The organism is [Collinsella] massiliensis (assembly GCF_002161605.1).
In the GTDB taxonomy this organism is placed as follows: Bacteria; Actinomycetota; Coriobacteriia; order Coriobacteriales; family Coriobacteriaceae; genus Enorma.
Window position 1 is genome coordinate 1 of record NZ_NFIE01000009.1, and the last position, 25,402, is coordinate 25,402.

25 protein-coding genes are annotated in these 25,402 nt (G+C 62.8%); 16 read left to right on the forward strand and 9 right to left on the reverse strand.

Features of this window, described 5'->3' with window-relative positions; all coding sequences use genetic code 11:
- Positions 1–443 precede the first annotated feature (443 nt).
- The 3 genes from pflB to pflA all read left to right on the forward strand — a co-directional run bounded on the left by pflB (position 444) and on the right by pflA (position 3,879).
- Positions 444–2,540 carry a formate C-acetyltransferase gene (pflB, locus tag B5G02_RS04800; protein WP_019239339.1) on the forward strand — a complete coding sequence of 699 codons (2,097 nt, stop codon included), beginning with the start codon at positions 444–446 and terminating at the stop codon, positions 2,538–2,540.
- A 111-nt stretch (positions 2,541–2,651) separates the two neighbouring features.
- Positions 2,652–2,903: an autonomous glycyl radical cofactor GrcA3 gene (grcA3, locus tag B5G02_RS04805; RefSeq protein WP_019239338.1), complete on the forward strand. Its 252-nt coding sequence runs from the start codon at positions 2,652–2,654 to the stop codon at positions 2,901–2,903.
- Between the two features lie 169 nt (positions 2,904–3,072).
- Positions 3,073–3,879, forward strand: a complete 807-nt coding sequence (gene pflA / locus B5G02_RS04810) for a pyruvate formate-lyase-activating protein (RefSeq protein ID WP_094335386.1) — start codon at positions 3,073–3,075, stop codon at positions 3,877–3,879.
- Between the two features lie 132 nt (positions 3,880–4,011).
- Here pflA and B5G02_RS04815 read toward each other — a convergent pair whose 3' ends face one another.
- Entirely contained in the window at positions 4,012–4,899 is an 888-nt protein-coding gene (locus B5G02_RS04815; RefSeq protein ID WP_094335387.1) for an ROK family protein, read from the reverse strand.
- Positions 4,900–5,136: 237 nt separating this feature from the next.
- On the opposite strand from B5G02_RS04815, the gene B5G02_RS04820 reads away from it, so the two are divergent.
- The 9 genes from B5G02_RS04820 (at position 5,137) to B5G02_RS04860 (ending at position 16,007) form a co-directional block, all read left to right on the forward strand.
- Positions 5,137–5,901, forward strand: coding sequence for a 5'-methylthioadenosine/S-adenosylhomocysteine nucleosidase (locus B5G02_RS04820; RefSeq protein WP_094335388.1), 765 nt, complete (start codon positions 5,137–5,139; stop codon positions 5,899–5,901).
- A 47-nt stretch (positions 5,902–5,948) separates the two neighbouring features.
- The gene (yihA, locus tag B5G02_RS04825; RefSeq protein WP_019239334.1) at positions 5,949–6,539 is read left to right on the forward strand and encodes a ribosome biogenesis GTP-binding protein YihA/YsxC; all 591 of its coding nucleotides are present in this window, start codon (positions 5,949–5,951) and stop codon (positions 6,537–6,539) included.
- A gap of 160 nt (positions 6,540–6,699) precedes the next feature.
- Positions 6,700–7,434, forward strand: a complete 735-nt coding sequence (locus tag B5G02_RS04830; RefSeq protein WP_232385514.1) for a GntR family transcriptional regulator — start codon at positions 6,700–6,702, stop codon at positions 7,432–7,434.
- Positions 7,435–7,603: 169 nt separating this feature from the next.
- Positions 7,604–10,150 carry a phosphoketolase family protein gene (locus tag B5G02_RS04835; RefSeq protein ID WP_026089019.1) on the forward strand — a complete coding sequence of 849 codons (2,547 nt, stop codon included), beginning with the start codon at positions 7,604–7,606 and terminating at the stop codon, positions 10,148–10,150.
- Positions 10,151–10,394: 244 nt separating this feature from the next.
- A complete protein-coding gene (locus tag B5G02_RS04840; RefSeq protein ID WP_019239331.1) occupies positions 10,395–12,371 on the forward strand; it encodes a BglG family transcription antiterminator in 1,977 nt (658 codons plus the stop codon).
- Between the two features lie 91 nt (positions 12,372–12,462).
- Positions 12,463–12,798 carry a PTS lactose/cellobiose transporter subunit IIA gene (locus tag B5G02_RS04845; RefSeq protein WP_019239330.1) on the forward strand — a complete coding sequence of 112 codons (336 nt, stop codon included), beginning with the start codon at positions 12,463–12,465 and terminating at the stop codon, positions 12,796–12,798.
- 49 nt (positions 12,799–12,847) lie between these two features.
- Positions 12,848–13,147 (forward strand): PTS sugar transporter subunit IIB, encoded by a 300-nt coding sequence (locus tag B5G02_RS04850; protein ID WP_019239329.1) that lies wholly within the window; start codon positions 12,848–12,850, stop codon positions 13,145–13,147.
- A gap of 10 nt (positions 13,148–13,157) precedes the next feature.
- Entirely contained in the window at positions 13,158–14,462 is a 1,305-nt protein-coding gene (locus B5G02_RS04855; protein WP_019239328.1) for a PTS sugar transporter subunit IIC, read from the forward strand.
- Between the two features lie 69 nt (positions 14,463–14,531).
- Complete coding sequence (locus tag B5G02_RS04860; RefSeq protein WP_019239327.1) at positions 14,532–16,007, forward strand: family 1 glycosylhydrolase; 1,476 nt, start codon at positions 14,532–14,534, stop codon at positions 16,005–16,007.
- 124 nt (positions 16,008–16,131) lie between these two features.
- Here the strand turns inward: B5G02_RS04860 and B5G02_RS04865 are convergent, their stop codons facing one another.
- Together B5G02_RS04865 and B5G02_RS10305 are read right to left on the reverse strand one after the other, a co-directional pair.
- Positions 16,132–16,302 (reverse strand): hypothetical protein, encoded by a 171-nt coding sequence (locus B5G02_RS04865; protein ID WP_232385513.1) that lies wholly within the window; start codon positions 16,300–16,302, stop codon positions 16,132–16,134.
- Complete coding sequence (locus B5G02_RS10305) at positions 16,269–16,520, reverse strand: hypothetical protein (protein ID WP_071784281.1); 252 nt, start codon at positions 16,518–16,520, stop codon at positions 16,269–16,271. The genes B5G02_RS04865 and B5G02_RS10305 overlap by 34 nt, the downstream gene beginning before the upstream one ends.
- Before the next feature lie 340 nt (positions 16,521–16,860).
- On the opposite strand from B5G02_RS10305, the gene B5G02_RS04875 reads away from it, so the two are divergent.
- Positions 16,861–17,187, forward strand: coding sequence for a type II toxin-antitoxin system RelB/DinJ family antitoxin (locus B5G02_RS04875; protein ID WP_019239324.1), 327 nt, complete (start codon positions 16,861–16,863; stop codon positions 17,185–17,187).
- On the forward strand, positions 17,171–17,671 hold the full coding sequence (locus B5G02_RS04880) for a type II toxin-antitoxin system VapC family toxin (RefSeq protein WP_019239323.1): 501 nt from the start codon (positions 17,171–17,173) through the stop codon (positions 17,669–17,671). The genes B5G02_RS04875 and B5G02_RS04880 overlap by 17 nt, the downstream gene beginning before the upstream one ends.
- Positions 17,672–17,707: 36 nt before the next feature.
- Here B5G02_RS04880 and B5G02_RS04885 read toward each other — a convergent pair whose 3' ends face one another.
- From B5G02_RS04885 to abiEi, 3 genes are all read right to left on the reverse strand, one after another.
- Positions 17,708–19,810 (reverse strand): YgiQ family radical SAM protein, encoded by a 2,103-nt coding sequence (locus tag B5G02_RS04885; RefSeq protein WP_094335389.1) that lies wholly within the window; start codon positions 19,808–19,810, stop codon positions 17,708–17,710.
- A gap of 134 nt (positions 19,811–19,944) precedes the next feature.
- A complete protein-coding gene (locus B5G02_RS04890) occupies positions 19,945–20,838 on the reverse strand; it encodes a nucleotidyl transferase AbiEii/AbiGii toxin family protein (RefSeq protein WP_019239321.1) in 894 nt (297 codons plus the stop codon).
- Positions 20,828–21,364 carry a type IV toxin-antitoxin system AbiEi family antitoxin gene (gene abiEi / locus B5G02_RS04895; RefSeq protein WP_019239320.1) on the reverse strand — a complete coding sequence of 179 codons (537 nt, stop codon included), beginning with the start codon at positions 21,362–21,364 and terminating at the stop codon, positions 20,828–20,830. Before abiEi ends, B5G02_RS04890 begins: the two co-directional genes overlap by 11 nt.
- Before the next feature lie 289 nt (positions 21,365–21,653).
- On the opposite strand from abiEi, the gene B5G02_RS04900 reads away from it, so the two are divergent.
- Positions 21,654–21,977, forward strand: a complete 324-nt coding sequence (locus B5G02_RS04900; protein ID WP_019239319.1) for a DMT family transporter — start codon at positions 21,654–21,656, stop codon at positions 21,975–21,977.
- 189 nt (positions 21,978–22,166) lie between these two features.
- A complete protein-coding gene (locus tag B5G02_RS04905; protein ID WP_094335390.1) occupies positions 22,167–23,336 on the forward strand; it encodes an NAD(P)-dependent malic enzyme in 1,170 nt (389 codons plus the stop codon).
- 384 nt (positions 23,337–23,720) lie between these two features.
- Here B5G02_RS04905 and B5G02_RS04910 read toward each other — a convergent pair whose 3' ends face one another.
- The 3 genes from B5G02_RS04910 to thrB form a co-directional block, all read right to left on the reverse strand.
- Positions 23,721–24,050 carry a type II toxin-antitoxin system RelE/ParE family toxin gene (locus tag B5G02_RS04910; RefSeq protein WP_094335391.1) on the reverse strand — a complete coding sequence of 110 codons (330 nt, stop codon included), beginning with the start codon at positions 24,048–24,050 and terminating at the stop codon, positions 23,721–23,723.
- Positions 24,040–24,309, reverse strand: coding sequence for a type II toxin-antitoxin system prevent-host-death family antitoxin (locus tag B5G02_RS04915; RefSeq protein ID WP_094335392.1), 270 nt, complete (start codon positions 24,307–24,309; stop codon positions 24,040–24,042). Before B5G02_RS04915 ends, B5G02_RS04910 begins: the two co-directional genes overlap by 11 nt.
- A 161-nt stretch (positions 24,310–24,470) precedes the next feature.
- Entirely contained in the window at positions 24,471–25,352 is an 882-nt protein-coding gene (gene thrB, locus B5G02_RS04920) for a homoserine kinase (RefSeq protein ID WP_019239315.1), read from the reverse strand.
- Positions 25,353–25,402 lie beyond the last annotated feature (50 nt).

Consider the following 25,402-nt stretch of genomic DNA (forward strand, 5'->3'; position numbering starts at 1 on the left):
GACAGGTCGCTTTGAAGGCGGCCCCGCGGGGGCGCCAGCAGGTAGATGGGTCACCGCGCCGCGTACCGACATGGTATCCGCCGAACGGCGGTACGACCATATTGCAAATTATCAGTGCAGGTAGCGAGGTTGTCGTTTTCCCGGCTACTCGGCCACCCCCGTATAAACCGTTCGTTTCGCGCACTTTGGGTTGCGGCCGAGGCGACGGACGCCGCCGAAGCGGCGAAACACGGGAAATAGCACCCTCCGGTCACCCCGCAAAAGTTACCAAAGGTGAATTTTTTGGCAATTGCCCCGCGCGCACGTGCCGCCCGCCCCTCCGTGGTATGCTCGAACCCCATACGATTCGGTGAACGGTTGGAAACGTTCCGCGAGCGTCGACGCGGCGCTGCAATCGCGTTCCCCTACACCGATGCGAAGCGCGTAAGGAGCGTGGTAACACGATGCAGGAAGCTTGGGAAGGGTTCGAGGGCGGCACCTGGACCGACGAGGTCGATGTCCGCGATTTCATCCAGCGCAACTACACACCGTACGAGGGCGACGAGTCATTCCTCGTGGGTCCCACGGAGCGCACGAAGCAGCTCTGGAACACGGTGCTCGGCCTCCTCGAGGAGGAGCGCGCCAAGGGCGGCGTGCTCGATATGGACACCAAGGTCGTGACCGGCATCACGTCGCACCCGGCGGGCTACATCGACGCCGAGCACCCCGAGCTCGAGACGATCGTCGGCCTGCAGACCGATAAGCCCCTCAAGCGCGCCCTGCACGTGAACGGCGGTATCCGCATCGCCTGCCAGGCCGCCGCGCAGCACGGCTACGAGGTCGACCCCGAGGTCGTGGACATCTACACCAACAAGCGTAAGACGCACAACCAGGGCGTGTTCGACGTCTACAAGCCCGAGATGCGCGCCTGCCGCTCCGCCCATATCATCACCGGCCTGCCCGACGGCTACGGCCGCGGCCGCATCATCGGCGACTACCGCCGCGTTGCGCTCTACGGCGTGGATTTCCTCATCCGCGACAAGGAGGCGCAGAAGGCCGCGACGCCGAGCACCATGACCGAGGCCGTCATCCGCGACCGCGAGGAGCTCGCCGATCAGATCCGCGCCCTGCACCAGCTCATCGAGCTCGGCAAGATCTACGGCTTCGACATCTCGCGCCCGGCGGAGAACACGCAGGAGGCCATCCAGTGGATGTACCTCGCCTACCTCGCCGCGGTGAAGGAGCAGAACGGCGCCGCCATGTCCATCGGCCGCACCTCGACCTTCATCGACATCTACGCTGAGCGCGACCTGCGTCGCGGCACCTTCACCGAGGAGCAGATCCAGGAATTCGTGGATCACTTCATCATGAAGCTCCGCATGGTCAAGTTCGCGCGCACCCCCGAGTATCAGAACCTGTTCAGCGGCGACCCGCAGTGGGTCACCGAGTCCATCGGCGGCATGGGCGTGGACGGCCGCACGCTCGTCACCAAGATGAGCTACCGCTACCTGCACACCCTCGAGAACATGGGCACCTCGCCCGAGCCCAACCTCACGGTGCTGTGGAGCACGCGCCTGCCGCAGGCGTTCAAGGAGTTCTGCGCGAAGACCTCCATCGCGAGCTCGTCCATCCAGTACGAGAACGACGACGTCATGCGCGTCTACCACGGCGACGACTACGCCATCGCGTGCTGCGTGAGCTCCATGCGCGTGGGCAAGGAGATGCAGTTCTTCGGCGCCCGCGCGAACCTCGCGAAGTGCCTGCTCTACGCGCTCAACGGCGGCGTGGACGAGGTGTCGAAGAAGCAGGTGGGTCCGGCGTACCGCCCGGTGGAGGGCGACACGCTCGACTTCGACGACGTCATGAGCAAGTATCGCGACATGATGCGCTGGCTCGCCGGCGTGTACGTGAACACGCTCAACATCATCCACTACATGCACGATAAGTACTGCTACGAGGCCATCCAGATGGCGCTGCACGACCATCACGTGCACCGCTGGTTCGCCACGGGCATCGCCGGCCTCTCCGTCGTGGCCGACTCGCTCTCGGCCATCAAGTACGCCAAGGTGCACCCCGTGCGCGACGAGGACGGCGTGATCGTGGACTTCGAGATCGAGGGCGACTTCCCCAAGTACGGCAACGACGACGACCGCGTGGACCGGCTCGCCCACGACATCGTGCACGAGTTCATGGAGTTCGTACGCCGCAACGACACGTACCGCAACGCCGTGCCCACCACGTCGGTGCTCACGATCACCTCGAACGTGGTGTACGGCAAGAAGACCGGCGCCACGCCGGACGGCCGCAAGGCCGGCGTGCCCTTCGCGCCCGGCGCCAACCCCATGCACCAGCGCGACACGCACGGCGCCATCGCGAGCCTGAGCTCCGTGGCGAAGCTGCCGTTCCGCGACGCGCAGGACGGCATCTCCAACACGTTCTCCATCATCCCGGGCGCGCTCGGCAAGGAGGACGAGGTGTTCTTCGGTGACATCGACCTGGGCGAGATCGACCTGGGCGACGTGGCGTTCGAGAACCCGGCGCCCTGCTGCGGCGACTGCTAGGAACTTGATGCCGCGGCGAGGTAGAAAGCCGACGTGAGCCGACGCTTCGCCCCGCCGCGGCGGATAGAAATGCTATGATGGCGTTATCAATTAATGCGAAAGGAGACCGACATGCAGGTCAAGGATGTTCCCCAATCTCAGGCCGATAACCTCGTGAGCATGATCGACGCGTATGCGCAGAAGGGCGGCCACCACCTGAACGTCAACGTGTTCAACCGCGACACGCTCATCGACGCCCAGCAGCATCCGGAGAAGTACCCGCAGCTCACCATCCGCGTCTCGGGCTATGCGGTCAACTTCCACAACCTCACGAAGGAGCAGCAGGACGAGGTCATCAGCCGCACCTTCCACGAGCAAATGTAAGCAGGCGGCGCGAGCCGTCATGTGCCGCGGCGCTGCGGCGCCCGAGCGAGCCGGTCGCAGCCACGTGCCTGCGGTCGGCTCGTTGCTGAGTCATTGGGGACGGGTTCAAATGACTCAGTGAGTCAAACGAACCCGTCCCCAATGGCTCACGGCTGGGAAAGGGGTGTTCATGGCGAAGGTTGAGCTCAATGCGCTCGCGGGGGACGCGGCGTCGCGGTTCCCGCTCGGCCGCATTCATTCCATCGAGACGATGGGCACGGTGGATGGCCCGGGGATTCGCCTCGTGGTGTTCTGCCAGGGCTGTCCCATGCGCTGCGCGTACTGCCATAACCCCGATACCTGGGCGGCGGGCGCGGATGCGGGCACGCCGGCGAGCGTCGAGCACATCTTGGAGCTCTTCGAGAGCAACCACGCGTTCTACCGCTCGGGCGGCATCACGGTCTCGGGCGGCGAGCCTCTGCTGCAGCCGGATTTCGTGGGGGCGCTCTTCACGGCGGCGCATGACAGCCCGCACGGCCGCATCCACACCTGCCTGGACACGAGCGGCATCGCCTTCGACCCTGCCGCGCCCGAGCGCTTCGACGCCCTGCTTGGGGCGTGCGACCTGGTGCTGCTCGACATCAAGCATGCCGACCCCGCGGTGCATCGCGAGCTTACGGGGCGCAGCGCGGCGCGCATCCTGGCCTTCGGCGACGAGCTGGCGCGGCGCGGGATACCCGTGGTCATCCGCCACGTCGTGGTACCCGGGTATACGGATTCGGTTGAGGAATGCGAGCGGCTCGGCCGGCTCATAGCGCCGTGGCGCAACGTCGTCGGCCTCGAGATGCTGCCGTACCACACCATGGGCGTGGTGAAGTACGAGCGGCTCGGCATGCCGTACCGCCTCGCCGACGTTCCCGCCATGGACAAGGCGCGCATCCCCGAGCTGCGCCAGGCCGTGCTGCGCGGCATGAAGGCGGCGCGGTCAGGGGCGTAGGGGCGCCGGGGCTGGGCACGGGGGGCGCCGACGGTCGGCGATAATGCCGGGGGCGTCGGCAGCCGTGTCGACGCGCGGTCAGCGCACCCGCCAGTCTTCGCTTGCCGCCCCCCGCTTCGGCTCGCTGCCGCGCTATTGTTCGAGCGCGCGGCGCGCGAGCTCGAGGCATCCCATGATGCCCTGCTGGCCGTCGAGCGAGTTGCGCACGATGTAGTGCTCGAGGTCGTCCATCTCGGGCGTGACGATGTACCCGTTCAGCGCTTCCGCCGCCTTCGGGCGCGCGAGCTCCACGATGGGCGTGTGGTCGGCCACGCCGCCGCCGATGATGATCTTCTGCGGCGAGTAGCACAGGATGTAGATCGCGAGCGCCTGGCCTAGGTACCCGGCGAGGATGTCCATCGCCTCGGGTTCGTCGGCCATCTCGCCGCCGCTCTTTCCCCAGCGCTTCTTGATGCCCGCGCCGGAGATGAGCCCCTCGAGGCAGCTCGGGTGGAAGGGGCAGGAGCTGTCCGTCGCGATGGGATCGCGCGGGTCGGGCTTCATGGGCACGTGGCCGGCCTCGGGGTGCATCATGCCGTGCATGAGGTTGCCGCTCGAGAGCACGCCGGCGCCCACGCCGGTGCCGATGGTGAGGTAGAGCACCGTGTCGAGCCCCTGCGCGCAGCCGAACGTGGCCTCGCCCAGGCAGGCGACGTTCACGTCCGTGTCGTAGCCGCAGGGGATGCCGAGCGGCCCGGCGAGGGCGCCGAGCAGGTCGAAATCGCTCCAATGGGGCTTGGGCGTCTTCAAGATCTGACCGTAGCGCGGCGACGCGGGGTTCACGGCGGTGGGACCGAACGCGCCGATGCCGAGCGCGGCGATGCCCTTGTCTTGGAACCACGCGGCGCAGGCGGCGGCGGTTTCCGCAGGCGTCGTGGTGGGGATCTGTTCGGATTCGACCACCGTGCCATCGGCGAAGCCCGTCGCGCAGACCATCTTCGTCCCGCCGGCTTCGAGCGCACCCAAAAGAACGTTTTCCATATTCGCTGGACTCCTTTCCTGCGGAATGTCCCCTTCGCTTACTATAGAGGGGAAGTTTTGCAACTCATATGCACAGATGCGCGCTTTGATTTGCCTGGTGATGCGCCGAAACCGTCCCAAATGCGTCTTCCGGTGCAACCGGGGCGGATGCGAAGCATCGCGTCCGATTCGCCTCGGGCCATCGGCTTCGGCTTGAAGCGCGCCGGCGGAAACGCGCAGAGACAGGAAGGGGCAGCCATGGCAGCGACCATCGCCATCATCGGGGCGCTCGAGCAGGAGGTGCGCCACATCTACGACGCGCTCGGGGATCCCGTGTGGGAGGAGCGCGGCGGCCTGCACATCGCGCGCGGCATGCTGGGCGGACGCGAGGTCGTGGCGACGGTGGCCGGCATGGGCACGGTGAACGTGGCCGCCGCGACGCAACTGCTGCTGAGCGTGTACGACGCCGGCACCGTGATCTTCTCGGGCATCGCGGGCGGCCTCAACCCGGCGCTGCACATCGACGACATCGTGATCGGCGAGCGGCTGCGCTACACGGACACCGACACCGCGCTCATCGCGGAGTCCGCGCCCGGGCTCGAGGAGTTCGCCTCCACGCCCGAGCTCGTCGACCTCGCCGAGCAGGTGCTCCGCGCCCGCGGCTACGCGGCCATCGAGGACGGCGGCCGGCGCCCGGCCGGCACGGGCAACGCAGCCGGCGAGGCCGTCGCGGACACCCCCGTCTACCTGCGGGGAACCATCGCCACGGGCAATCGCTTCGTGACGGGTGCCGCCCTGCGCGCGGCCGTGGTCGCGGAGACGGCGGCGGACTGCGCGGAGATGGAGGGCGCGGCCGTCGCGCACATCGCCGCGAAGAACGGCGCCGCCTGCCTTGTGCTGCGCGCCATCTCGGACAACTGCGACGAGGCGTACGACGCGTTTTGCGAGCGAAGCTTCGACGTGGACGGCTATGCGCGCCGCGCGAGCGAGATCGTGCTCGACATCGTCGCGAAGCTCGACTGATACCATCCAGACAGGCTGCTTTTTATCATTTCGATAGGGGACCCATCATGGCCGATACCATCAACTACCAACGCGCGCACTTCGTGGCGAGCTACGGCAAGGCATCGCAGATCCCGCCGTCCACCTGCCCGGAGGTGAGCTTCGTCGGCCGCTCGAACGTGGGCAAGTCCTCCATCATGAACAAGCTGTTCGGTCGCAAGGGCTTGGTGAAGGTTTCGAGCACGCCGGGCAAGACGAGCAACGTGAACTTCTTCGAGGCGGACGGCGTGCACTTCGTCGACCTGCCCGGGTATGGCTTCGCCCGTCGCTCCAAGGCGGAGCGCGACCGCTGGGCGCAGCTCATCGGCGATTTCTTCGACCTCGAGCGCAGCTTCAACCTGGTGGTCTCGCTCGTGGATATCCGCCACGATCCGAGTGCGCTCGACCATCAGATGATCGCGTTTTTGCAGGAAAGCGAGCTGCCGTTTGTGGTGGCGCTTACCAAGGCGGACAAGCTCAGCCGCGGCAAGCAGAACCAGCAGCTTGCAGCGATAAAACAACAGCTCAACGTGCCTGCGGAAGACATCATCGTGACGAGTTCCGAGACCGGGCAGGGTATCGACGAGCTCAAGCGCCGTATCGAGGCCGCTTGCCTGTAGTGATTATTTCAGTACCTGGTACTGAAATTATCATTTGGGAAGCGCGGGCCTGCCGCCGGTTGAGGGCGTCCGCCCGCCGCATGGTGCGGTTGTGGTACGCTCGTAATGGCTGAAATGTACAGCCAAAGAGTCCAAATATACGGACGTTCAAGGGGAGCACGTGGCCACACCATTGGATTTCAGCGGCAAGGAGCAACTGTACCGTCAGCTGTACGACATCCTGTTCCAAGACATCATCAGCGGCGTGTACGCCGTGGGCGACCTCATTCCATCGGAATCCGAGCTCATGGAGCAGTACGGCGTTTCGCGCGCGACGGCGCGGCGGGCGATGGAGATGCTCTCCGATAACGGCATGATCAGCAAACGCCGCGGCATCGGGTCGGAGGTCATCGCGAGCCGCCCGAAGTCCGACCTCACCCACGTGACGAGTTTCTTGAAGAAAAGCAGCGACGACCGGGTCATCGCACAGAAACGCCTCGTCGACGCGGTGATCATTCCTGCAAGCGGTGAGATTGCCCAAGCGCTCCGCCTTGACGAGGGCGCGGATGTGTACCGTCTGCGCCGCGTGCGCTATAGCGGGGAGCGCCCGCTGTACCTCGAGATCAACTACTTCGAGCGCGCGTTTCTGCCCGACGCCATCAACCGCGACTTCTCGCGCGAGTCGCTGCGCGCCTACATTAGCGATAAGCTGCATGTGCGCTGGCGCCAGGCCACGCAGGAGATTCACGCGATCGTGGCCGACGAGGAACTCGCCTATCTGCTGAAGATCGAGGTCGGGGAGCCGCTGCTCTTTAGTAAGCGCATCTCCTTCGACACGCAGGGCGTGCCGCGTGAGTTCGTGACGACCTACTATCGAGCCGACCATTACCATATCGAGGTCGAGCTCGACGCATAGGAACGCGACGTTACTGGCAAGTGTTTCGCGCGCCGCGCATGCTCGTCAAATTGCTTCTGTGCAACCCATTTCAGCTCCTTACCAAAACCTTGCAAATTCCCTCTAGTCAAATGTACGTATATTCGTATAATCAAACCGGTAACACAGTATGCACGAGAAAGAGGTCGGTATGGCTCAGCCTGTGATCGGAACGCCGTGGAAGAAACTGGGCGCGCCTGTGTCGGACGCCGCGCTCGAGGGCGTGGAGAAGTATTGGCGGTGCGCGAACTACCTTGCTGTCGGCCAGATCTATCTGCGCAGCAACCCGCTCATGCGCAAAGATTTCGTGGACGAGAAAACCGGCGAGGTGCGTGATTTCGGTCGCGCGGACGTGAAGCACCGCCTCGTGGGTCACTGGGGCACCACGCCGGGTATCAACTTCCTCATGGGACACACGAACCGTCTCATCGCCGATCACCAGCAGAACGCCATCTTCCTCATGGGTCCCGGCCACGGCGGCCCGGCGGGGACTGCCCAGAGCCTCCTCGACGGCACCTATCGCGAGCGCTACCCCGAGATCACCGACGATGAGGCCGGACTGCAGACGTTCTTCCGCCGCTTCTCTTATCCCGGCGGTATCCCGAGCCACTTCGCGCCAGAGACGCCCGGTTCTATCCACGAGGGCGGCGAGCTGGGCTATACGCTCTCCCATGCTTACGGCGCGGTGCTCGACAACCCGAGCCTGCTTGCCGTGGCCGTGGTGGGCGACGGCGAGGCGGAGACCGGTCCCTTGGCTACGGGCTGGCAGGCGAACAAGCTCGTCAACCCGGCGACGGACGGCATCGTTCTGCCGATTCTCCACCTCAACGGCTACAAGATCGCGAACCCCACAATTCTCGCGCGCATCTCGGACGAGGAACTCGAGCAGTTCTTCCGCGGCATGGGTTATAACCCGCATGTGTTCGTTGCTGGCTTTGACGATGAGAGCCATGCCTCGATCCACCGCCGGTTCGCCGAGCTCCTGGAGCAGGTGTTCGACGAGATTTGTGACATCAAGGCATGTGCGCAGGCGCAGGTAGACGCCGGCGGTGAGGCGACGCGCCCCGTCTATCCCATGATCGTGTTCCGCACGCCCAAGGGCTGGACGTGCCCCAAGCACATCGACGGCAAGAAGACCGAGGATTCGTGGCGTGCGCACCAGGTGCCGCTTGCCTCGGCGAAGGACACGCGCGAGCACTTCCGCGTGCTGCGCGGCTGGCTGCGCTCCTACACACCTGAGGAACTCTTCACGCCCGAGGGCCAAATCCGTCCCGAAGTGACCGCGTTCATGCCGGAAGGCGATCTGCGCCTGGGCGCGAACCCCAACGCTAACGGTGGCACGGTGCGCCGAGAGCTCACGCTGCCAGACATCCACGCGCATGAGGTGCCGGTCGCCGAGCACGGCCACGGCTGGGGGCAGACCGAGGCGGCGCGCGTCTTCGGTGCCTACACGGCCGACGTGCTTGCACAGAATCTCGACGACTTCCGCATTTTTGGTCCGGACGAGACCGCTTCGAACCGCCTGCAGGCCGCCTACGACGTGACGCGTAAGCAGTGGGAGGGCGGCTTTTACGCGGACGAGGCCAACGACCAGCTCCTCGCCAGCCAGGGCAAGGTTATCGAGCAGTTGTCCGAGCATCAGTGCGAGGGCATGCTCGAGGCGTACGTGCTCACCGGCCGCCATGGCGTGTGGTCGAGCTACGAGAGCTTCATCCATGTGGTGGATTCCATGGTCAACCAGCACTGCAAGTGGCTCGAAGCGACCGTGCGCGAGATTCCGTGGCGCGCGCCCATCGCGGGGCTGAACATCCTGCTCTCGAGCCACTGCTGGCGCCAGGATCACAACGGGTTCTCGCACCAGGACCCTGGCTTCATCGACCTGTTGCTCAACAAGGCGAACGATACGCACGTGGTGAACGCCTACTACCCGGCGGATGCCAACATGGCTCTCGCGGTGGCGCAGCGCGTGTACCAGTCCACGAACTGCGTGAACGCCATCTTCTGCGGCAAGCAGCCTGCGCCGACGTTCAGCACGGTGGACGAGGCCGTGGCGGAGCTCGACGAGGGGCTCGCCGTGTGGCGCTGGGCGTGTACAGCGGATTCGCTCGCCGATGCGGACCTGGTAGTGGCGACCTGCGGCGACGTTCCCACGCTCGAAGCGCTTGCGGCGACTGACATGCTGCGCGAGCTCGGTGTCAAGGTATGGTTCGTGAACGTCGTCGATCTGCTCAAGATCCAGAACGCGAGCGAGAACGACCGCGCTATCAGCAATGAGCGCTTCGCTGAGTTCTTCGGCACGGGCGAGAAGCCGGTGCTCTTTTGCTTCCATGCCTATGCGGGCACTATCCGACGCTTGGTGTGGGACCGTCCCGGCCACGATGCCTGGCGCGTGCATGGTTACGAGGAGAAAGGCTCCACGACCACACCGTTCGACATGCTGCGCCTGAACAACATGGATCGCTGGGAGCTCGCGGCCGACGCGCTGCGCCTGGTGGGTGCCGTGCGCGGCGATGCGGACGTGTTCGCCGAGCAAATCTCGGCGTGGGAGGCGTTTCGTGAGGAGGCGTTCCAGTTCGCGGTTGACGAGGGATTCGATCACCCGGCGTTCACGGATTGGGTGTGGCCCGAGGCGGCGGAGCAGGGCGACGCCGACGGCGCGCTTTCCGCGACGCAGTTGACCGCCGGCGACAACGAATAGGTGCATCGACATGATGGAGACGCTGCCCGACCGAGTTGGCTGGGCAGCGTCTCCGCTTCCGCTCCGCCAGAATGACTCATTTGGGGACGGGTGCGAAACGCGTCCCCAAATGAGTCATTCTGGTGTCGCTTTCCGCTTGAAGCGGCGAACGGTTCAGATGGAACTTGCGCAATCCTCCCAGTAGGATACTAATCAAGAAGAAATTGCAACGCATGCAGCTTCGCAAACGGGGAGGGGGTGCGCCATGCAGACGGCAAACGCTGTTCGCTATCTTGCAGAACATCCTGGCGTGACCCCTTCCGAAGCTGCCGAGGCTCTCGGCATAAGCGTTCGAACCCTGCGCAGCCATGTAAAGCAGGCGAACGACGACCTCGCGGCCGTGGCCTCCATCGACCTTGTCCGGAATCGAGGATATTCGGTCGATATCCAAGATCGCGACGCTTTCGATGCGTATCTAACAGATGAAGAAGAGTTGCAGCGCGACGGCATTCCCCAGACCCGTGAAGAGCGCGTCGCGTACCTGCTCAACGATTTGCTATCTCGCAGCACCTGGATTACGCTCGATGAGCTTTCGGAGATGTTGTTTGCGTCGCGAAGCGTTATCACAGGTGACCTCAAACAGGTTGAGCGCACGCTTGAGGCGTATGGCCTTTCGCTTGCGCGGCGGCCTCACTACGGAGTGCGTGTTGAGGGATCAGAGCTTGCTCGTCGTTTATGCCTCGCCGCATCGATGATGCGCGGTGAGTTCGACGAGGCGATTGCAACGCATGATGCGGATGATAGCGATGTCACCCTGCCTGCTAATTCCATCGACCAGCGTCACCTTTTGCAGGTTATCGCTGAAACCGTCGACGGCGCGATTGCGGGCCACGATTTCCATATCAACGCCGTTGCCTATCAAAACCTACTCGTGCACATCGCTGTGGCGCTCGTCCGCATTCGCTCGGGACACTATATGCCGGCGGAAACCGAGCATGTAGAGAAGATCAGGGCTTCGCGCGAATGGTCGGTGGCACAGGATATCGCCGACCAGATTGGCGCTGCAGCAGGGGTCGAGCTACCTCAGGAAGAAGTTGCCTACCTAGCCATTCATCTAGCGGGGAAACAGACGCTGTGGTCGGCTTCCGACGGTGAGGAAAACCTGGTGATCTCGGACGAGGTCTGGGATGTGGTAGGCGAGATGCTCGATCGTATCTGGCAGGTATTCCATATCGATTTCAGAGCTGATCTCGAGCTACGCATGAACCTCGCCCGGCATATCGTGCCGCTTGCCGTGCGTCTGCAGTATCACTTGCAGATCGACAACCCCATCCTCGCCGACATCAAAGCGCGCTACTTGCTCGCATGGTCGCTTGCGGTGGAGGCAGATGAGGTGCTGCGTGTCCATTACGGTGCGATTCCCTCCGAAGCGGAAACCGGCTACATGGCACTTGCCTTCGCCCTCGCGCTTGAACGCCAGAAGACCGCGCCGGGAAAGAAGAATATCCTCGTGGTGTGCGCCACCGGTGCCGGTTCCGCACGTCTGCTCGAATATCGGTGCCGTCGTGAGTTTGGTGAATATGTCGACAAAATCGTGACCTGTGACGTCATGCATCTCGATCAGATGGATCTTGCTGGCATCGACTACGTGTTCACGACAGTGCCGCTCGGGCGCTCCCTGCCCGTGCCGGTTCGCGAAGTCGCCTACTTCTTCGACGACGAGGAGATCGTCGGCATGCGCGATCTGCTACGTCACGGCGTACCAACGGGTCTGCTCGCGCGCACGTTCGACGAGCGGCTGTTCTTCCCACATCTCCCGTGTTCTACGAAGGACAGCGTGCTCCATGAATTGTGCGAGCAGATTCGAAGGGTGCGTACGGTCGATGCGCGCCTGGAAGAATTCGTTTGCGAGCGCGAGCGCGTGACGGCAACGTCCTTCGGCAATAACGTCGCGATGCCGCATCCCCTGGAGCCGGTGAGCGATGAAACGTTTATCGCGGTCGCTCTCCTCGACAAGCCGGTCGTATGGGATGAGCGCGGCACCACGGTGCAGGCGGTGTTTCTCATTTCGTTTGCCCGCAGCGCAGGCCGCGAACTCGACCGGCTGTTCAGCATCTTGGCGGAGTTCTTTATGGATGGTGCCGCCGTGGCGCGTCTTGTGAGCGATCAGAGCTGGGACTGCTTGGTGCAGCTCGCGAACGGGTTCGAAGCTGCGTCACCACAAGCCTCTTCACCCGCTTGATACATCCTGCGGGGATGCCCGCATCTCCATATCCGGTTAGGTGCACCTTACCGGACAGCGGAAGGGTTCGATATTGGAAGGAGTTGATCATATGGAAGAAGATGCTCTCACCGGTTGCGAAGCGATTTCGTTCGGCCTCATTGCAGTCGCTGGCCAGGCTCGAAGCCTTGCGTTCGAAGCGCTCGCAGCGGCGCGTGAGCATGACTTCGTCCGCGCGGATGAGTTGCTCGAGCAGTCGCGCACGGCAGGTCTCGAAGCTCACGAGCAGCAAACGAAGTTGCTGGTGAAGGAAGCTAACGGCGACCACACGCCCGTTGATGTGATGCTCGTGCACGCACAGGATCATCTCATGACCGCCATGCTCGCGCAGGAGCTCATTGAGGAGCTCGTGTACCTGCACAAGGAGAAGGTAGATCGCGCGGGGTAGCGCGGTGTCGCTTAGACCCAAAACAACGTATCGGGAAAGGAGAGCCCTCATGAAGGTCTTGCTGGTCTGTGCTGCTGGTATGTCAACGAGCATTCTCATGAAGAAGCTCGAGAAGTATGCCGAGGAACAAGGGATCGAGTTCAGCATCAGCGCGACGGGTTGGGCAAACGCGAAGGATGCCTGCGGCGGCGTCGATTGCGTGCTCATGGGCCCACAGGTCGCCTATCAGAAAGCTAACGTCGAGGCTATGGTCGGCGGCATTCCCGTTGCCGTGATTCCCCCGCAGGACTACGGCATGGGAAATTGCAAGAGTATCTTCGACCTCATTGATGAGCTTCTAGGAAAGTAGGTGCATACGCATGGCAAGCCTGAACAAGTTATACGAAAACCCCGTCATGCAGAAGCTGCAGACGCTGGGTGGGAAGTTCCAGTCCAACAACGCGCTCAACGCAATCAGCAACGGCATGATGGGTACGATGTCCCTCATCCTCGCCGGCTCCATTTTCACCATCATCGCAACGCTCTTGAGTCTTACCGGTGTCTTGCAGGCGACAGACACGGTGTATCAGTGGCTTCAGCTCCCGTATAACATGACGCTGGGGCTCGTCTCGGTTGCCGTGGCATTTGGCATCGCCTATTCATATTCGAAGTCCCTTGGCATTGGTAAGGAGCTCGCCAACGGCTTCGTTTCCATGTTCCTGTTCCTTATGGTGGCGAGTCCCGCACACTCCGTCGTGCTCGAGGACGGCTCGGCTCTGACGGTGCTCGACACCTCATTCCTCGGCGCTACTGGCTTGTTTACGGCCATCATTATGTCGCTCGTAGTCGTGCGCATCATCAAGTTTTGCACCGACCACAACGTGACCATTAAGATGCCCGATTCTGTCCCGCCGTTTTTGGGTGACTCGTTCGCGGCACTCATTCCTCTCGTAATCAATATTGTGTTGTGGTGCGGTTTGAACACGCTGTGCCAAAACATCCTTAGCGCAAGCATCCCCGCTCTCATCATCGGGTTGCTTTCTGTGCCGCTCGGTGCGCTCATTTCCGTTCCCGGCATGTTCGTCTTGGGCTTTATCTGCATGCTGTTGTGGAGTATGGGCATTCACGGGACCGCCATTACCAACGCCATCGTGTTTCCCGTGCTCATGGGTGCCTACCAGGTCAATGCGGAGCTGGTGGCATCCGGTGCCGCGCCGGTGTTCAGCGCTGTTATGCTCTTCGGCGCTCTAACGACCGTTGGGGGCACGGGCAACGTGCTGCCTCTGGCGATTTGCTGCCTGCGCTCGAAGTCCGCGCAGCTTCGAGCTGTGGGCAAGGCGGGCGTCGTTCCGGCAGTCTTCAATATCTCCGAGCCCATGCTCTTTGGTGCCCCGATCATGTACAATCCCATCCTCGCCGTTCCATTTATCCTTAACGGTCTCATTACCATGCTGATTATTTATCTGGGTTATATGGTCGGCTTCCTCCAGCCGGGATACGTGCTGATCATGACCGCCTTGCCGGTGTTCATGCAAGAAGTCCTTGGTTCCATGGCGTGGCAGAACATCTTCATTCCCATCGTCGCCTTCGTTGTGGGTTATCTGGTCTATTCGCCGTTCGTGCGCATCTACGACAAGCAGTGCTTGGAGAACGAGCAGGCGGAGACAGCATCCGCAGGCAAGTAGGCTCATTTTCTCGGCGCCGGTGTTCGCTTTCCGGCGCCGTTTTTGGACAACGGCGAAAGGACGGTGCATATGGGCACGTCATTTCCAAAAGGGTTCTTCTGGGGTGGTGCTACGGCGGCGAACCAATGCGAGGGCGGTTGGAACGAGGATGGCCGTGGGCCGATTCCGCTCGATATGACGCTCAGCGGGAACAAGGTGACGCCGCGTTTTACCACGATGCAGCTGTCGGATGGACGCGTAGTCAAGGTCGCACCGTTCGCCCCCGAACCCGAGGGCGCGAAGCGTGTGGTCGTCGATGGTGAGTACTATCCCAGCCATGACGCTGTCGATGCGTATCACCGATACAAAGAGGATATAGCGCTCTTTGCCGAAATGGGTTTCAAGATGCTTCGGATGTCGATCAGCTGGTCGCGTATCTTTCCCAGGGGCATTGAGTCCGCGCCTAACCAGGCGGGCTTGGCATTCTATCGGTCGGTGTTCCAAGAGCTCCAGGCGCACTGCATCGAACCGCTCGTGACGATATGCCATTACGATACCCCGCTCTATATCGAGGAGGAGCTTGGCGGCTGGTCGAATCGCGAGGTGATCGGACTTTTCGACCGCTTCGTGCAGACGATCTTCACGGAGTATCGCGGCTTGGTGAAGTATTGGCTCACTTTCAACGAGATCAACAGCCAGCTTGTCGCCAAGACGTTCGCGCCCGAGCACGCGGCGGGCATGATGCAGAAGAGCTATCAAGCGCTGCACAACCAGTTCGTAGCGAGTGCGCGAGCGGTGCGCGCTGCCCATCGAATCGATCCGGACTACCAAGTGGGCTGCATGATTTGCTCATTCTGCGACTATCCTCTTACCTGTGACCCACACGACGTCCTCGCCTGCCAGCAGAAGGCACAGAACATGTTCTGGTACTGCGGTGACGTTATGGTGCGCGGGGCATATCCGCCGTACGCGCAGCGCATCTGGAACGACGATAGGATCGAGCTTGCATGGGGCGATGGAGACGTTGAAGATCTGAAGCTCGGAACTGTCGATTTCTTCAGCTTCTCCTATTACTCGACCTCGTGCGTTACGACGCACGAGGGCGTGGAGAAGGATGGGGCGGCGAACATGTCGCTCGGTGTGAAGAACCCGTATCTCGAGTATTCCGAGTACGGTTGGTCGATGGATCCTATCGGCCTGCGCTACCTGCTCAACGAGATTTATGGGCGCTATCAGATTCCCATCATGGTGGTGGAGAACGGGTTGGGAACGACGGATATTGTCGAGCCGGATGGATCCATCCACGATCCGTATCGCATCGAGTATCTCCGTGCGCATATCGAGGCGCTGAAGGCCGCTATTGCCGACGGTGTCGATCTGCGCGCCTACACACCGTGGGGCTGCATTGACCTGGTGAGCGCGTCGACCGGCGAGATGCATAAACGGTACGGCTTTATTTACGTTGATCGTCATGATGACGGTACCGGCACGTTCGATCGCATTCGCAAGGACAGCTTCTACTGGTATAAGAAGGTCATCGCGTCAAATGGCGAGGACTTGGACTAGCGCTGGGAGTTGCGTGAAGAAAAACAGCGCTTGACTGAGCGGTGGTCGGTGGCGGATATGCAGCCGGCCATCGCTTTCTTGGCGCACGTTTTATACCCGTCCCAAACGTGCATTATCTATCTCCCTACGCCCCGAATTCCGTGATGGGGATGACGTACACGCCGCTCGGCATCTTCCACATGTATGAGGCCTTTCCGACCAGCACGGCTAAAAACGAGGGCTCGGCGTTTCGCGCTGCGGGGTTGCGCGCGATTTTGTCTTTCAGCCGGAGCAGGTTCTTTTCCGCCGCTGCCACCTTTTCCTCGCTGAGTTTGACTTCGAACGCCCCCACCTGCCGTCGGGCAGCTCGATGATGATATCGACTTCCAAACCATCCGCGTCGCCGTAGTAGTACACGTATGGCTCGGGAATCAGCCCCAGAGCCGTGCAATATATACGAACGTCGTGCACGCAAGGCTCTTCGAAGAGCGTACCGAAGACCTGTGTTTCGCGCAGCAACCAATTGGGGTTCATTCCGAGCAGCGATGCGGGAAGCGACGGGTCGGCAAACGTGCGCTTGGGCTTCGATCACCCGGCATTCACCGATTGGGTGTGGCCCGAGGCGGCGGAGCAGGGCGATACAGACGGTGCGCTCTCCGCGACGCAGTTGACCGCCGGCGACAACGAATAGGCATACCAAATACGGCGGAGACGTTGCCCGTCCTAGCTGGCAGGGCACCGTCTCCGCTTCCGCTCCGCCAGAATGACTCATTTGGGGACGGGTGCGAAACGCGTTCCCAAATGACCTTGTTACAGTCTGTAATACGTATTACACTAGAGCTGTCTCCAATACTACCAGGAGAAGGAGGCGCTCATGTCCGATCTCGTTTCCGCGCGCATCGCCCCGGAGATCCGCCGACAGGGCAACAAGGTGCTTGCGCAGTTGGGGTCTACGCCGAGTGAGCTCATCCGCAGCGCGTATGAATACGTTATAGCAAAACGGCAGCTTCCGCAGGTAGAGCCCGGTGAAGAGAATCGAAGCGATGCCATGCCCGACGCGGCATCGCTCGACGCACTTGTGGCCTCCATCGCGCAGTCGACGGTGGGCGTGCCGTCATCCGCGTGGGACGCGATCGACGGCGGCGACTACAAGGCGTATATCGCGGCGGCGCGAGAGGCGGACTATGAAGCTCTTGCTTGATACCTGCGTGCTCATCGATTATTTCGGCCGCCGAGAACCGTTCTTTGAGGCATGCAACTCGCTGCGCATCGCGGAATGGTACGGGGAGTTCGAGCTCTGGGCTTCGGCGAAGTCGTTTACCGACGTGTTTTACGTGCTATCGCGTCATATCCCGGCTGCCGATATCCAACAGGCATTTTGCGCGGCAGCATCGTTTCTGCACGTCGTTTCGATAGACGGAGACGATATTCTTAACGCTGCGCAAGCGTCATGGGACGATTTTGAGGACTGCTTGGTGTACCAGGCAGCGAAGAAGATCGGTGCAGACTGCGTCGTCACGCGCGATAAGGGTGGCTTCTCCCGGTCGCGCATTTCTACGATGACGCCCGATGAGGTAGGTACTTGGTTGTGCCGAGAGCGCCGCCGCGCATACGCTTCAGTAACCATCACGCGCGAGATGGTCGAAAAAGCCTGCGCGCAGCTCGACGACGAGGGCATGTGCTAGCTAAGTGGGACTCAGAGACCTGGTGTCAAAGTCCCACTAGCTCCGGTGGCCACCGCGGTTGGCTTCGCGGCCTTGGCCGGCGCGATTGCGGCCATGGGCGTTGCCGCCGCGCTTGCCGGAACCGCGTTGGGGCTTGCCACCGTTCCCGCTGCTCCGCTTGCCCGGTGAGACTTTGGCACCAGGTCTCTGAGTCCCACTGCGCGCGGGGTTCGGGCGCGTGGGGCGGATGAGGCACTTCGGACCAAAGCCAATAAGATCGGTGCGTCCGGCCTTCTGTAGAGCTTCGCGCACCAGATCGTAGTTCTCGGGTTTGCGATACTGAATAAGCGCGCGTTGGAGCGCCTTTTCGTGCGCGGTTTTCGGCACGTAGACGGGCTTCATGGTGCGCGGGTCGACGCCGGTGTAGTACATGCAGGTCGACATCGTGGACGGCGTGGGGTAGAAATCCTGCACCTGCTCGGGCATGTAGCCCATATCGCGCACGTATTCGGCAAGTTCCACGGCTTCCTTGAGCGTGCTGCCGGGATGACTCGACATGAGGTAGGGCACGAGGTACTGCTTCTTGCCGAGCTGCTTGTTCATGCGGCGGTACTCGTCCACGAAGCGGTCGTACACGGCGCGGCTCGGCTTGCCCATGACGGAGAGCACGGCGTCGCTCACGTGCTCCGGCGCCACCTTGAGCTGGCCGGAGACGTGGTGTTCGCAGAGCTCGCGCAGGAACGTCTGCTTGGGGTCTGGGTCGGCCAGCAGGTAGTCGAAGCGGATGCCGCTGCGCACGAAGACCTTCTTCACGCCGGGAAGCGCGCGCAGCTCGCGCAGCAGCCGCACGTAATCCTCGTGGCTCACGTCCATCTGCCGGCACACGCTCGGCCAGAGGCAGCGCTTGCGCACGCAGGCGCCGCGCGTGAGCTGCTTCTTGCACGCAGGCTGGCGGAAGTTCGCGGTGGGGCCGCCCACGTCGTTGATGTAGCCCTTGAAGTCCGGTTCCTCGGTGATGCGCCGCGCCTCGGCGATGAGGCTCTCGTGGCTGCGCGCCTGCACGATGCGCCCCTGGTGGAACGTGAGCGCGCAGAAGCTGCACTCGCCGAAGCACCCGCGGTTCGAGATGAGCGACATCTTCACCTCTTTGAGCGCGGGCACGCCGCCGTCGGCCTCGTAATCCGGGTGGTAGCAGCGGGTGTAGGGGAGGTCGTAGGCCTCGTCGAACTCGGCTTGGCTGAGCGGTTTCGCCGGCGGGTTCTGCACCACGTAGACGCCGTGCGGGTAGGGCTCGACCAGGCGATGCCCGCTGAAGGGGTCCATGTTCTCGTACTGCACGTTGAAGCTGCGCGCGTAGGTGAGGCGGTCGACTTCGAGCTCGTCCCAGCTGGGCAGCGTGACGGCGTCGTACACGCCGTCGATCGAGCGCGTGCGGTACACGGTGCCGTCGATGTAGGTGACCTGGTCGATGGGCAGGCCGGCGTCGAGCGCCTCGGCGAGCTCCACGACCGGCCGCTCGCCCATGCCGTAGATGATGAGGTCCGCGCCGGAATCGAGCAGCACGGAGCGCTTGAGCTTGTCCTGCCAGTAGTCGTAGTGGGCGAGGCGGCGCAGGCTCGCCTCGATGCCGCCCAGGATGATGGGTGTGTCCTTGAACGTGCGGCGGATGAGGTTGCCGTAGACGATGGTCGCGTGGTCGGGCCGCGCGCCCATGCGCCCGCCCGGCGTGTAGGCGTCGGTGCGGCGGCGGTGCTTGCTCACGCTGTAGTGGTTCACCATGGAGTCCATGTTGCCGGCCGAGACGAGGAAGGCCAGCCGCGGCTCACCGAGCGCGGCGATGCTCGCGGGGTCGCGCCAGTCGGGCTGGGCGATGAAGCCCACCTTGTAGCCATGCGACTCGAGCAGCCGGCAGATGATCGCCGCGCCGAAGGAGGGATGGTCCACGTAGGCGTCGCCGCAGATGTAGACGAAGTCGCACTGCTCCCAACCGCGGGCGTCCATGTCCGCGCGCGTGGTGGGCAGGAAATCCGCGCGCGTGAGGCCGAGCGCCGTGGGACCCGCCGGGTCGCGGTGGGCGCGCGCGGGCGCGGCGCGGCGCGGGGAGGCGGGGGCGGACTTTTCGTGACGCTCGGTTCGCTGCGGATGACGTCGTGCGCTCATGCGGCTCAATCCCATCTTCGTGTGATACTTGGTTCTGTCTTATGATAAGCAACTCGTCCAGGGAGCGTGCCGTTTTGAACTGTGTGGTCCAAAACGCCCTCACCCCTCATGACGTACCCAATGCGCCGGTGCGATTACAGGAGAAGTTCGCGCATCACGGCACCGTATGTCTCTTTGATGCGAATCGCAAGCGCTTCCGCATATCTCGGGCGACCGAGGGTGGCATCGTACGAGGATCTAGGGATGAACCGCTGCATCTGCTGTGCGAATTCATGTGATGTCGCAAGCGCCGCAGCGCGTTTCCCTCCGGACGCTAAAAGCTCCGGTAGCTGCTGCACGCATCCGTAATCGCTATGTTTGAGCTTCACCATGCGAGCGACCTCGTCAACATGCCAACTACGGTTTCCGATAATCCACGGGATATCCCAGAGGTCGCGATAGCGCGGCGTTTGCGATGAGTTGGCGAATGAGATGAGCTTGTCGGCGAGAATCTCATCTGTGCTTTGACAGCGTACGAGCATGTTTGCGAACGATTGGGGCAGTTCGGGGTAGTTGATTGATAGAAAGCGAGGGGCGGCATCGTAGGACGGGATCCGGGCAATCTCGATTTTGATGCGCTGAGAGGGAAGGTCGGGACGCTCGGGAGCGGTGTCGACGATGACCTGCCAGCGCTTCAGCGAGCCTCCTCCGTCGAATGCCTTGATGGACGTAGGCTCTTTAACGCGAATGCCGAGGTGATACTGCGCGTCGAGGGCGCGCGACAGCACGTTGGCAAAGCCCGCGAGGTCAACCGCATCAAGCTCTTCTGCGGTGGTGAAGTCCAGGTCTTCGCTGTATCTCACGTTGCCGTAGCACAGCCTCAGGCAGGTGCCCCCCTGGAACACGAGCCGTCCCAGCCATTCGGAAGCGTCGAGTGCGGCGAGGATGTCGTAGTGCAGGAGCTCCTTCTCCACAACGGGAAGGAGACTCGTAAGGTGGTGCCGCTGCGCGACCGCGCGAGCGAACTCTGAAAAGGTTTTACTGCTCATCCGCAAGCTCCTCCCAGATAATGAGGTCGAGTGAACGGCGCGCTCGTTTGAGGCCGGCGACGGTATATTGTTTCGTGGCCAGCTTCAGGGGGCTATCGGGAACCTCGATTGTATTCGCCGTGATCTCGAAGGCATCTGCCTTCGTGTGAATATACTCAATGGAGCCAAACGGCGTGCAGAAAAGTCCTTCCCGGCCCGAGGTCACTACCGTAAGGCGGTCGACGGGAATCTGTGAGATGATGCCCCAACGCGAGGCGGCGCTTTCCATTCCGATGAAGCAGATGCAGCCGAAGCGCAGCAGCGCCGCAATTTCCTCAATCGGCTGGTATCTGGTTGGAGCGGTCGTGGGGTGCCAGTACAGGTCGCGTGCAATGCGTTCGATGACACGGGCGTCTATCAGGCGCCTGATGCTGCTCCTGAGCTTCTCGCCCCGCTCATCGAGGAGCAATCCGATATCTCGAGAACGATACGCATTTTTGACCTGTTCGAGCTTGCTGAAACGCTGCTGTGCTTCTAAAAGCTTCATCTCGTCCTCCTACTCATGCAGTATACAGTAATCGGCTATATTTGGCTTGTTTCTGTATGGCTAATAGCGGAATCGGCGCGTTGCGGGCATGTTCTCGGGTGAGCGAGCAAGACCGCTTACATTGAGGCCTGACGGTGTGGATGCATGCCTGCGCGCTGACTGAGCCTCGAATCACCCGACGGGAGTTTGCTATACTGATTCCGGCCCAAAGGCCCCTGACGATGGCAGCCGTACCAGGATCGCAAAGACGGCGCATCGATGCGCGGCATGCGCGCGGAAAGGGGTCCGTATGGATTGGCTTGTTCTGGTTGCGTCCGGTGCGATGGAGGCCGTGTGGGCGCTCGCGCTCGACCGGGCGGAGGGTTTCACGAAGCCGCTGCCGACGATCATCTTCCTCGCTGCGCTCGCTGTGAGCATGCTGGGCTTGAGCCATGCCGTGAAGAGCATTCCCATTGGGACGGCGTATGCCGTGTGGGTGGGCATCGGTGCGGCGGTCACCGTCGGCTACAGCATGATCACCGGCGCCGAGGCCGCATCTCCGGCTAAGATCGCACTGCTCGTGGGCCTCGTCGCCTGCGTGGTCGGGCTCAAACTGGTCGGTGACGCGCATTAGGGGAGGCGCGGGGCGAGCTTGCCCGTTCTCCGCAACACTGCCCGATAGGGACGCATGTATCGTGGTGTTTTATCCCTTCCGCGCATCACGCGGGCGCGCTTCCGGCGTATAGTTTTCCTCGTAGAACCGTTGCTCGGCACGGCACGCCACACGCTGCCGCGTGCTGCCCGAGGGAAAGGCTGGGACGCGATGGACACCAAGGAGCTGGCACTTCAGAAGCACGCGGAGTGGCGCGGCAAGATCGAGGTCGTGAACCGCGTTCCGCTCGAGACGCGCGAAGACCTCTCGGTCGCCTACACGCCGGGGGTCGCGGCGCCGTGCCTCGAGATCGCGCGCGACCCGGATCTCTCGTACACCTACACGCGCCGGGGGAACCTCGTCGCGATCGTCACCGACGGGTCGGCGGTGCTCGGCCTGGGCAACATCGGCGGCGTGGCGGGCATGCCCGTCATGGAGGGGAAGTGCGCGCTGTTCAAGGCGTTCGCCGACGTTGATGCCTTCCCGCTGTGCATCGACTCGACCGACGTCGACGTCATCGTGGACACCATCGTGCACATCGCCGGCAGCTTCGGTGGCATCAACCTCGAGGACATCGCCGCGCCGCGCTGCTTCGAGGTTGAGCGCCGCTTGAAGGAGCGCATCGACATCCCCGTGTTCCACGACGACCAGCACGGCACGGCGGTCGCGGTGTGCGCCGCGCTCATCAACGCATGCCGCGCGGTGGGGAAGCGCATCGAGGACGTGCGCGTGGTGTTCTCGGGCGCGGGCGCGGCCGGCATCTCGATCGCGCGCCTCATGCTGCGGCTGGGCGTGCGCGACATCGTGCTGTGCGACATCGACGGCGCGCTGTACCCGGGCAAGGCGGGGATGAACCCCGCGCAGGTGGGGATGGCTGCGCGCACGAACCCCCGGCGGGTGACGGGGAGCCTCGCCGATGCGCTCGCGGGCGCGGATGTGTTCGTGGGCGTTTCCGTGGCAGGCGTGGTATCGCAGGATATGGTGCGCTCCATGGCGCCCGGGGCGGTCGTCTTCTCGCTGGCGAACCCGGTGCCGGAGATCATGCCCGATGAGGCGCTCGTCGCGGGCGCGGCCATCGCGGCGTCTGGCCGCTCGGACTACCCGAACCAGATCAACAACGTGCTCGTGTTCCCCGGAGTGTTCCGCGGGGCGCTCGACGTGCGGGCGCGCGACATCACGGAGGGCATGATGCTCGCTGCCGCGCATGCCATCGCGGGGCTCGTGGGCGATGACCTCGCGCCGGACTATATCATCCCGTCGCCCTTCGACGAGCGCGTGGCGCCCGCCGTGGCGGCTGCCGTGGCCGAGGAGGCGCGTGCGGAGGGCCTTGCGCGGGCATAGGAAGCGGTTTTTGCATGGCGCCCGCCGATTTCTGGTGGTGAAATTCAGATATGCACGATGCGGCGGCGCTGAGCGCCTAAATTTGCCGAACGAAATGGCGCCGCCTCGAATCTGGCGAAGCGAATCCTGCGGTTTTGTTGCTCTCGGCGCGCACGGCGGTCGGTTGTAGCCGCTAATGGAAGCACCGACGGGCCGTCCAATCGCGCATATCTGAATTCCATCACCAGAAAAGACGCGCATGCGATCAAAAACCGCGGCCGGCCACCCGCCAGCATCCTAGTGAGGTGCAATTTGCGCCGCAATGCCACGCAAACGGAGGCGCTACGTTCGGCCGCGGCGCGGCGACGCCCGAATACAGCGCATCGCGCCAAGCGACGAGCTGTTCTATTCTTCAGACCCCGCTGTCGCGATGAGCGAGGCATAGTCTCGGAGGGTGGAGAAGATGCGGTTCACGATGACGAGTTCTTCATCATGGTAGGAATACAGCAGCACGTACCGTTTGATGAAGCACGCCCGCAGGTTGCGTGCCGCGCATGAGAGTTGGCTCGAGATGGCATAGAGCTTTGGATTGTGTGAGATGCGGTCGACTGCCTCCGCAAACGCTGTCAAATGTTCGCGCGCGGCTTGCGGGCTCGCGAGGGTCACTGCGATATATTCGATGATATCCTCGAGGTCCTGACGAGCGCGGTCTGTCCAAACGACCCTACAAGCCATATTTCGCTCGAATCGCTTCGATGCCCGCACTCATATCGGATATCCTGCCGGCGCGAATATCCCGATCCGCTTCTTGGAGGAGCCGTTCGAGGTGCTCCGCGGGCGTTTCGCGGCGAAACTCACGAAATAGGTTTGCGTCGATGACGACGAACTGCTCGTAGCCGTTTTTTGTAACGATGACGGGTTCGCCTGCTTGGGCAACCTTTTTGGAAAATGCGGCGCTATCTTTGAGCTCGCTGATCGGAACACATGTGGCCATAATTACCTCCTTATTATGGGTGAATTATACCCATACATGTAGCGACCAGCAACGTGACCCAGCCGTGTCCGCCTGGAGGCGCGATGAGTTACGCCACTGCGCCATGTGACTCGAAGCGATTCGCCCCGAGACGATCCCGGTCCGCCGCCTTCGCGCACCTGCTACAGGTACTCGATCTGCGCTCCGGCGTTATCGCAGGTGAGGATATGCGTCTCGCATTCGGGGAACTGCTCGCGCAGGCGTACCTGCAAAAACTTCGCCACGATGGTGTCGTCGGTCACCGCCATGAGCGTGGAGCCCGAGCCGGAGATCCACAGCGTCTTGGCGCCGCCCTCGAGGCAGGTTGCCCGGATGGCGTCGTAGTCGGGGATGAGCGCGCGGCGGTACGGTTCCTGCAGGCGGTCGTCGTTCGCTGCGGCGATGAGGTCGGTGTCCCCGGTCTCGAGCCCGCGCGTGAGCCCGGCGACGCGCCCCATCTGCCACACGGCGGTGGAGAGCGGCACCTCCTGCGGCACGACCTTGCGCGCCTCGCTCGTGTGCACCTCGTACGGCGGGATGATGGTGACGAAGCGCAGGCGGTCGCTCACGGCGTAGCGCAGGCAGCGCGGCAGCTCGCCGGTGGGGGTGAACGAGCAGACGGCGGCGCCGAGCAGCGCGGGCGCGACGTTGTCCGGGTGCCCCTCCATCTGCGCGGCGAGCGCCACGAGCTCGTCGCGCGTCACGGCGCGGCGGGTGAGGGCGGCGGCCCCCATGATGCCCGCGACGACGCAGGTCGAGCTCGAGCCCAGGCCGCGCGCGACGGGAATCTGGGTATCGATGTCGATGGAGATGGGGAACGGCTCCCTGCCCCACGCCTTGAGCGCTTGGACAAACGCCTGGTAGACCATGTTGTCTTCGTTCTGGAACTCCTCGGGGCAGCCGGTGATGGTGAGCGTGTCGGCATGGTCGAAGGTGAAGTGCGCGTAGAGCGACACCGCCATGCCGAGCGTGTCGTAGCCGATGCCCAGGTTCGCGCTCGTCGCCGGAACGGTTACCTTGATCATGCGTGATCGTCCTCCCTGTCTGCGAGTGATGAAAACATGCCGGGTGCTGT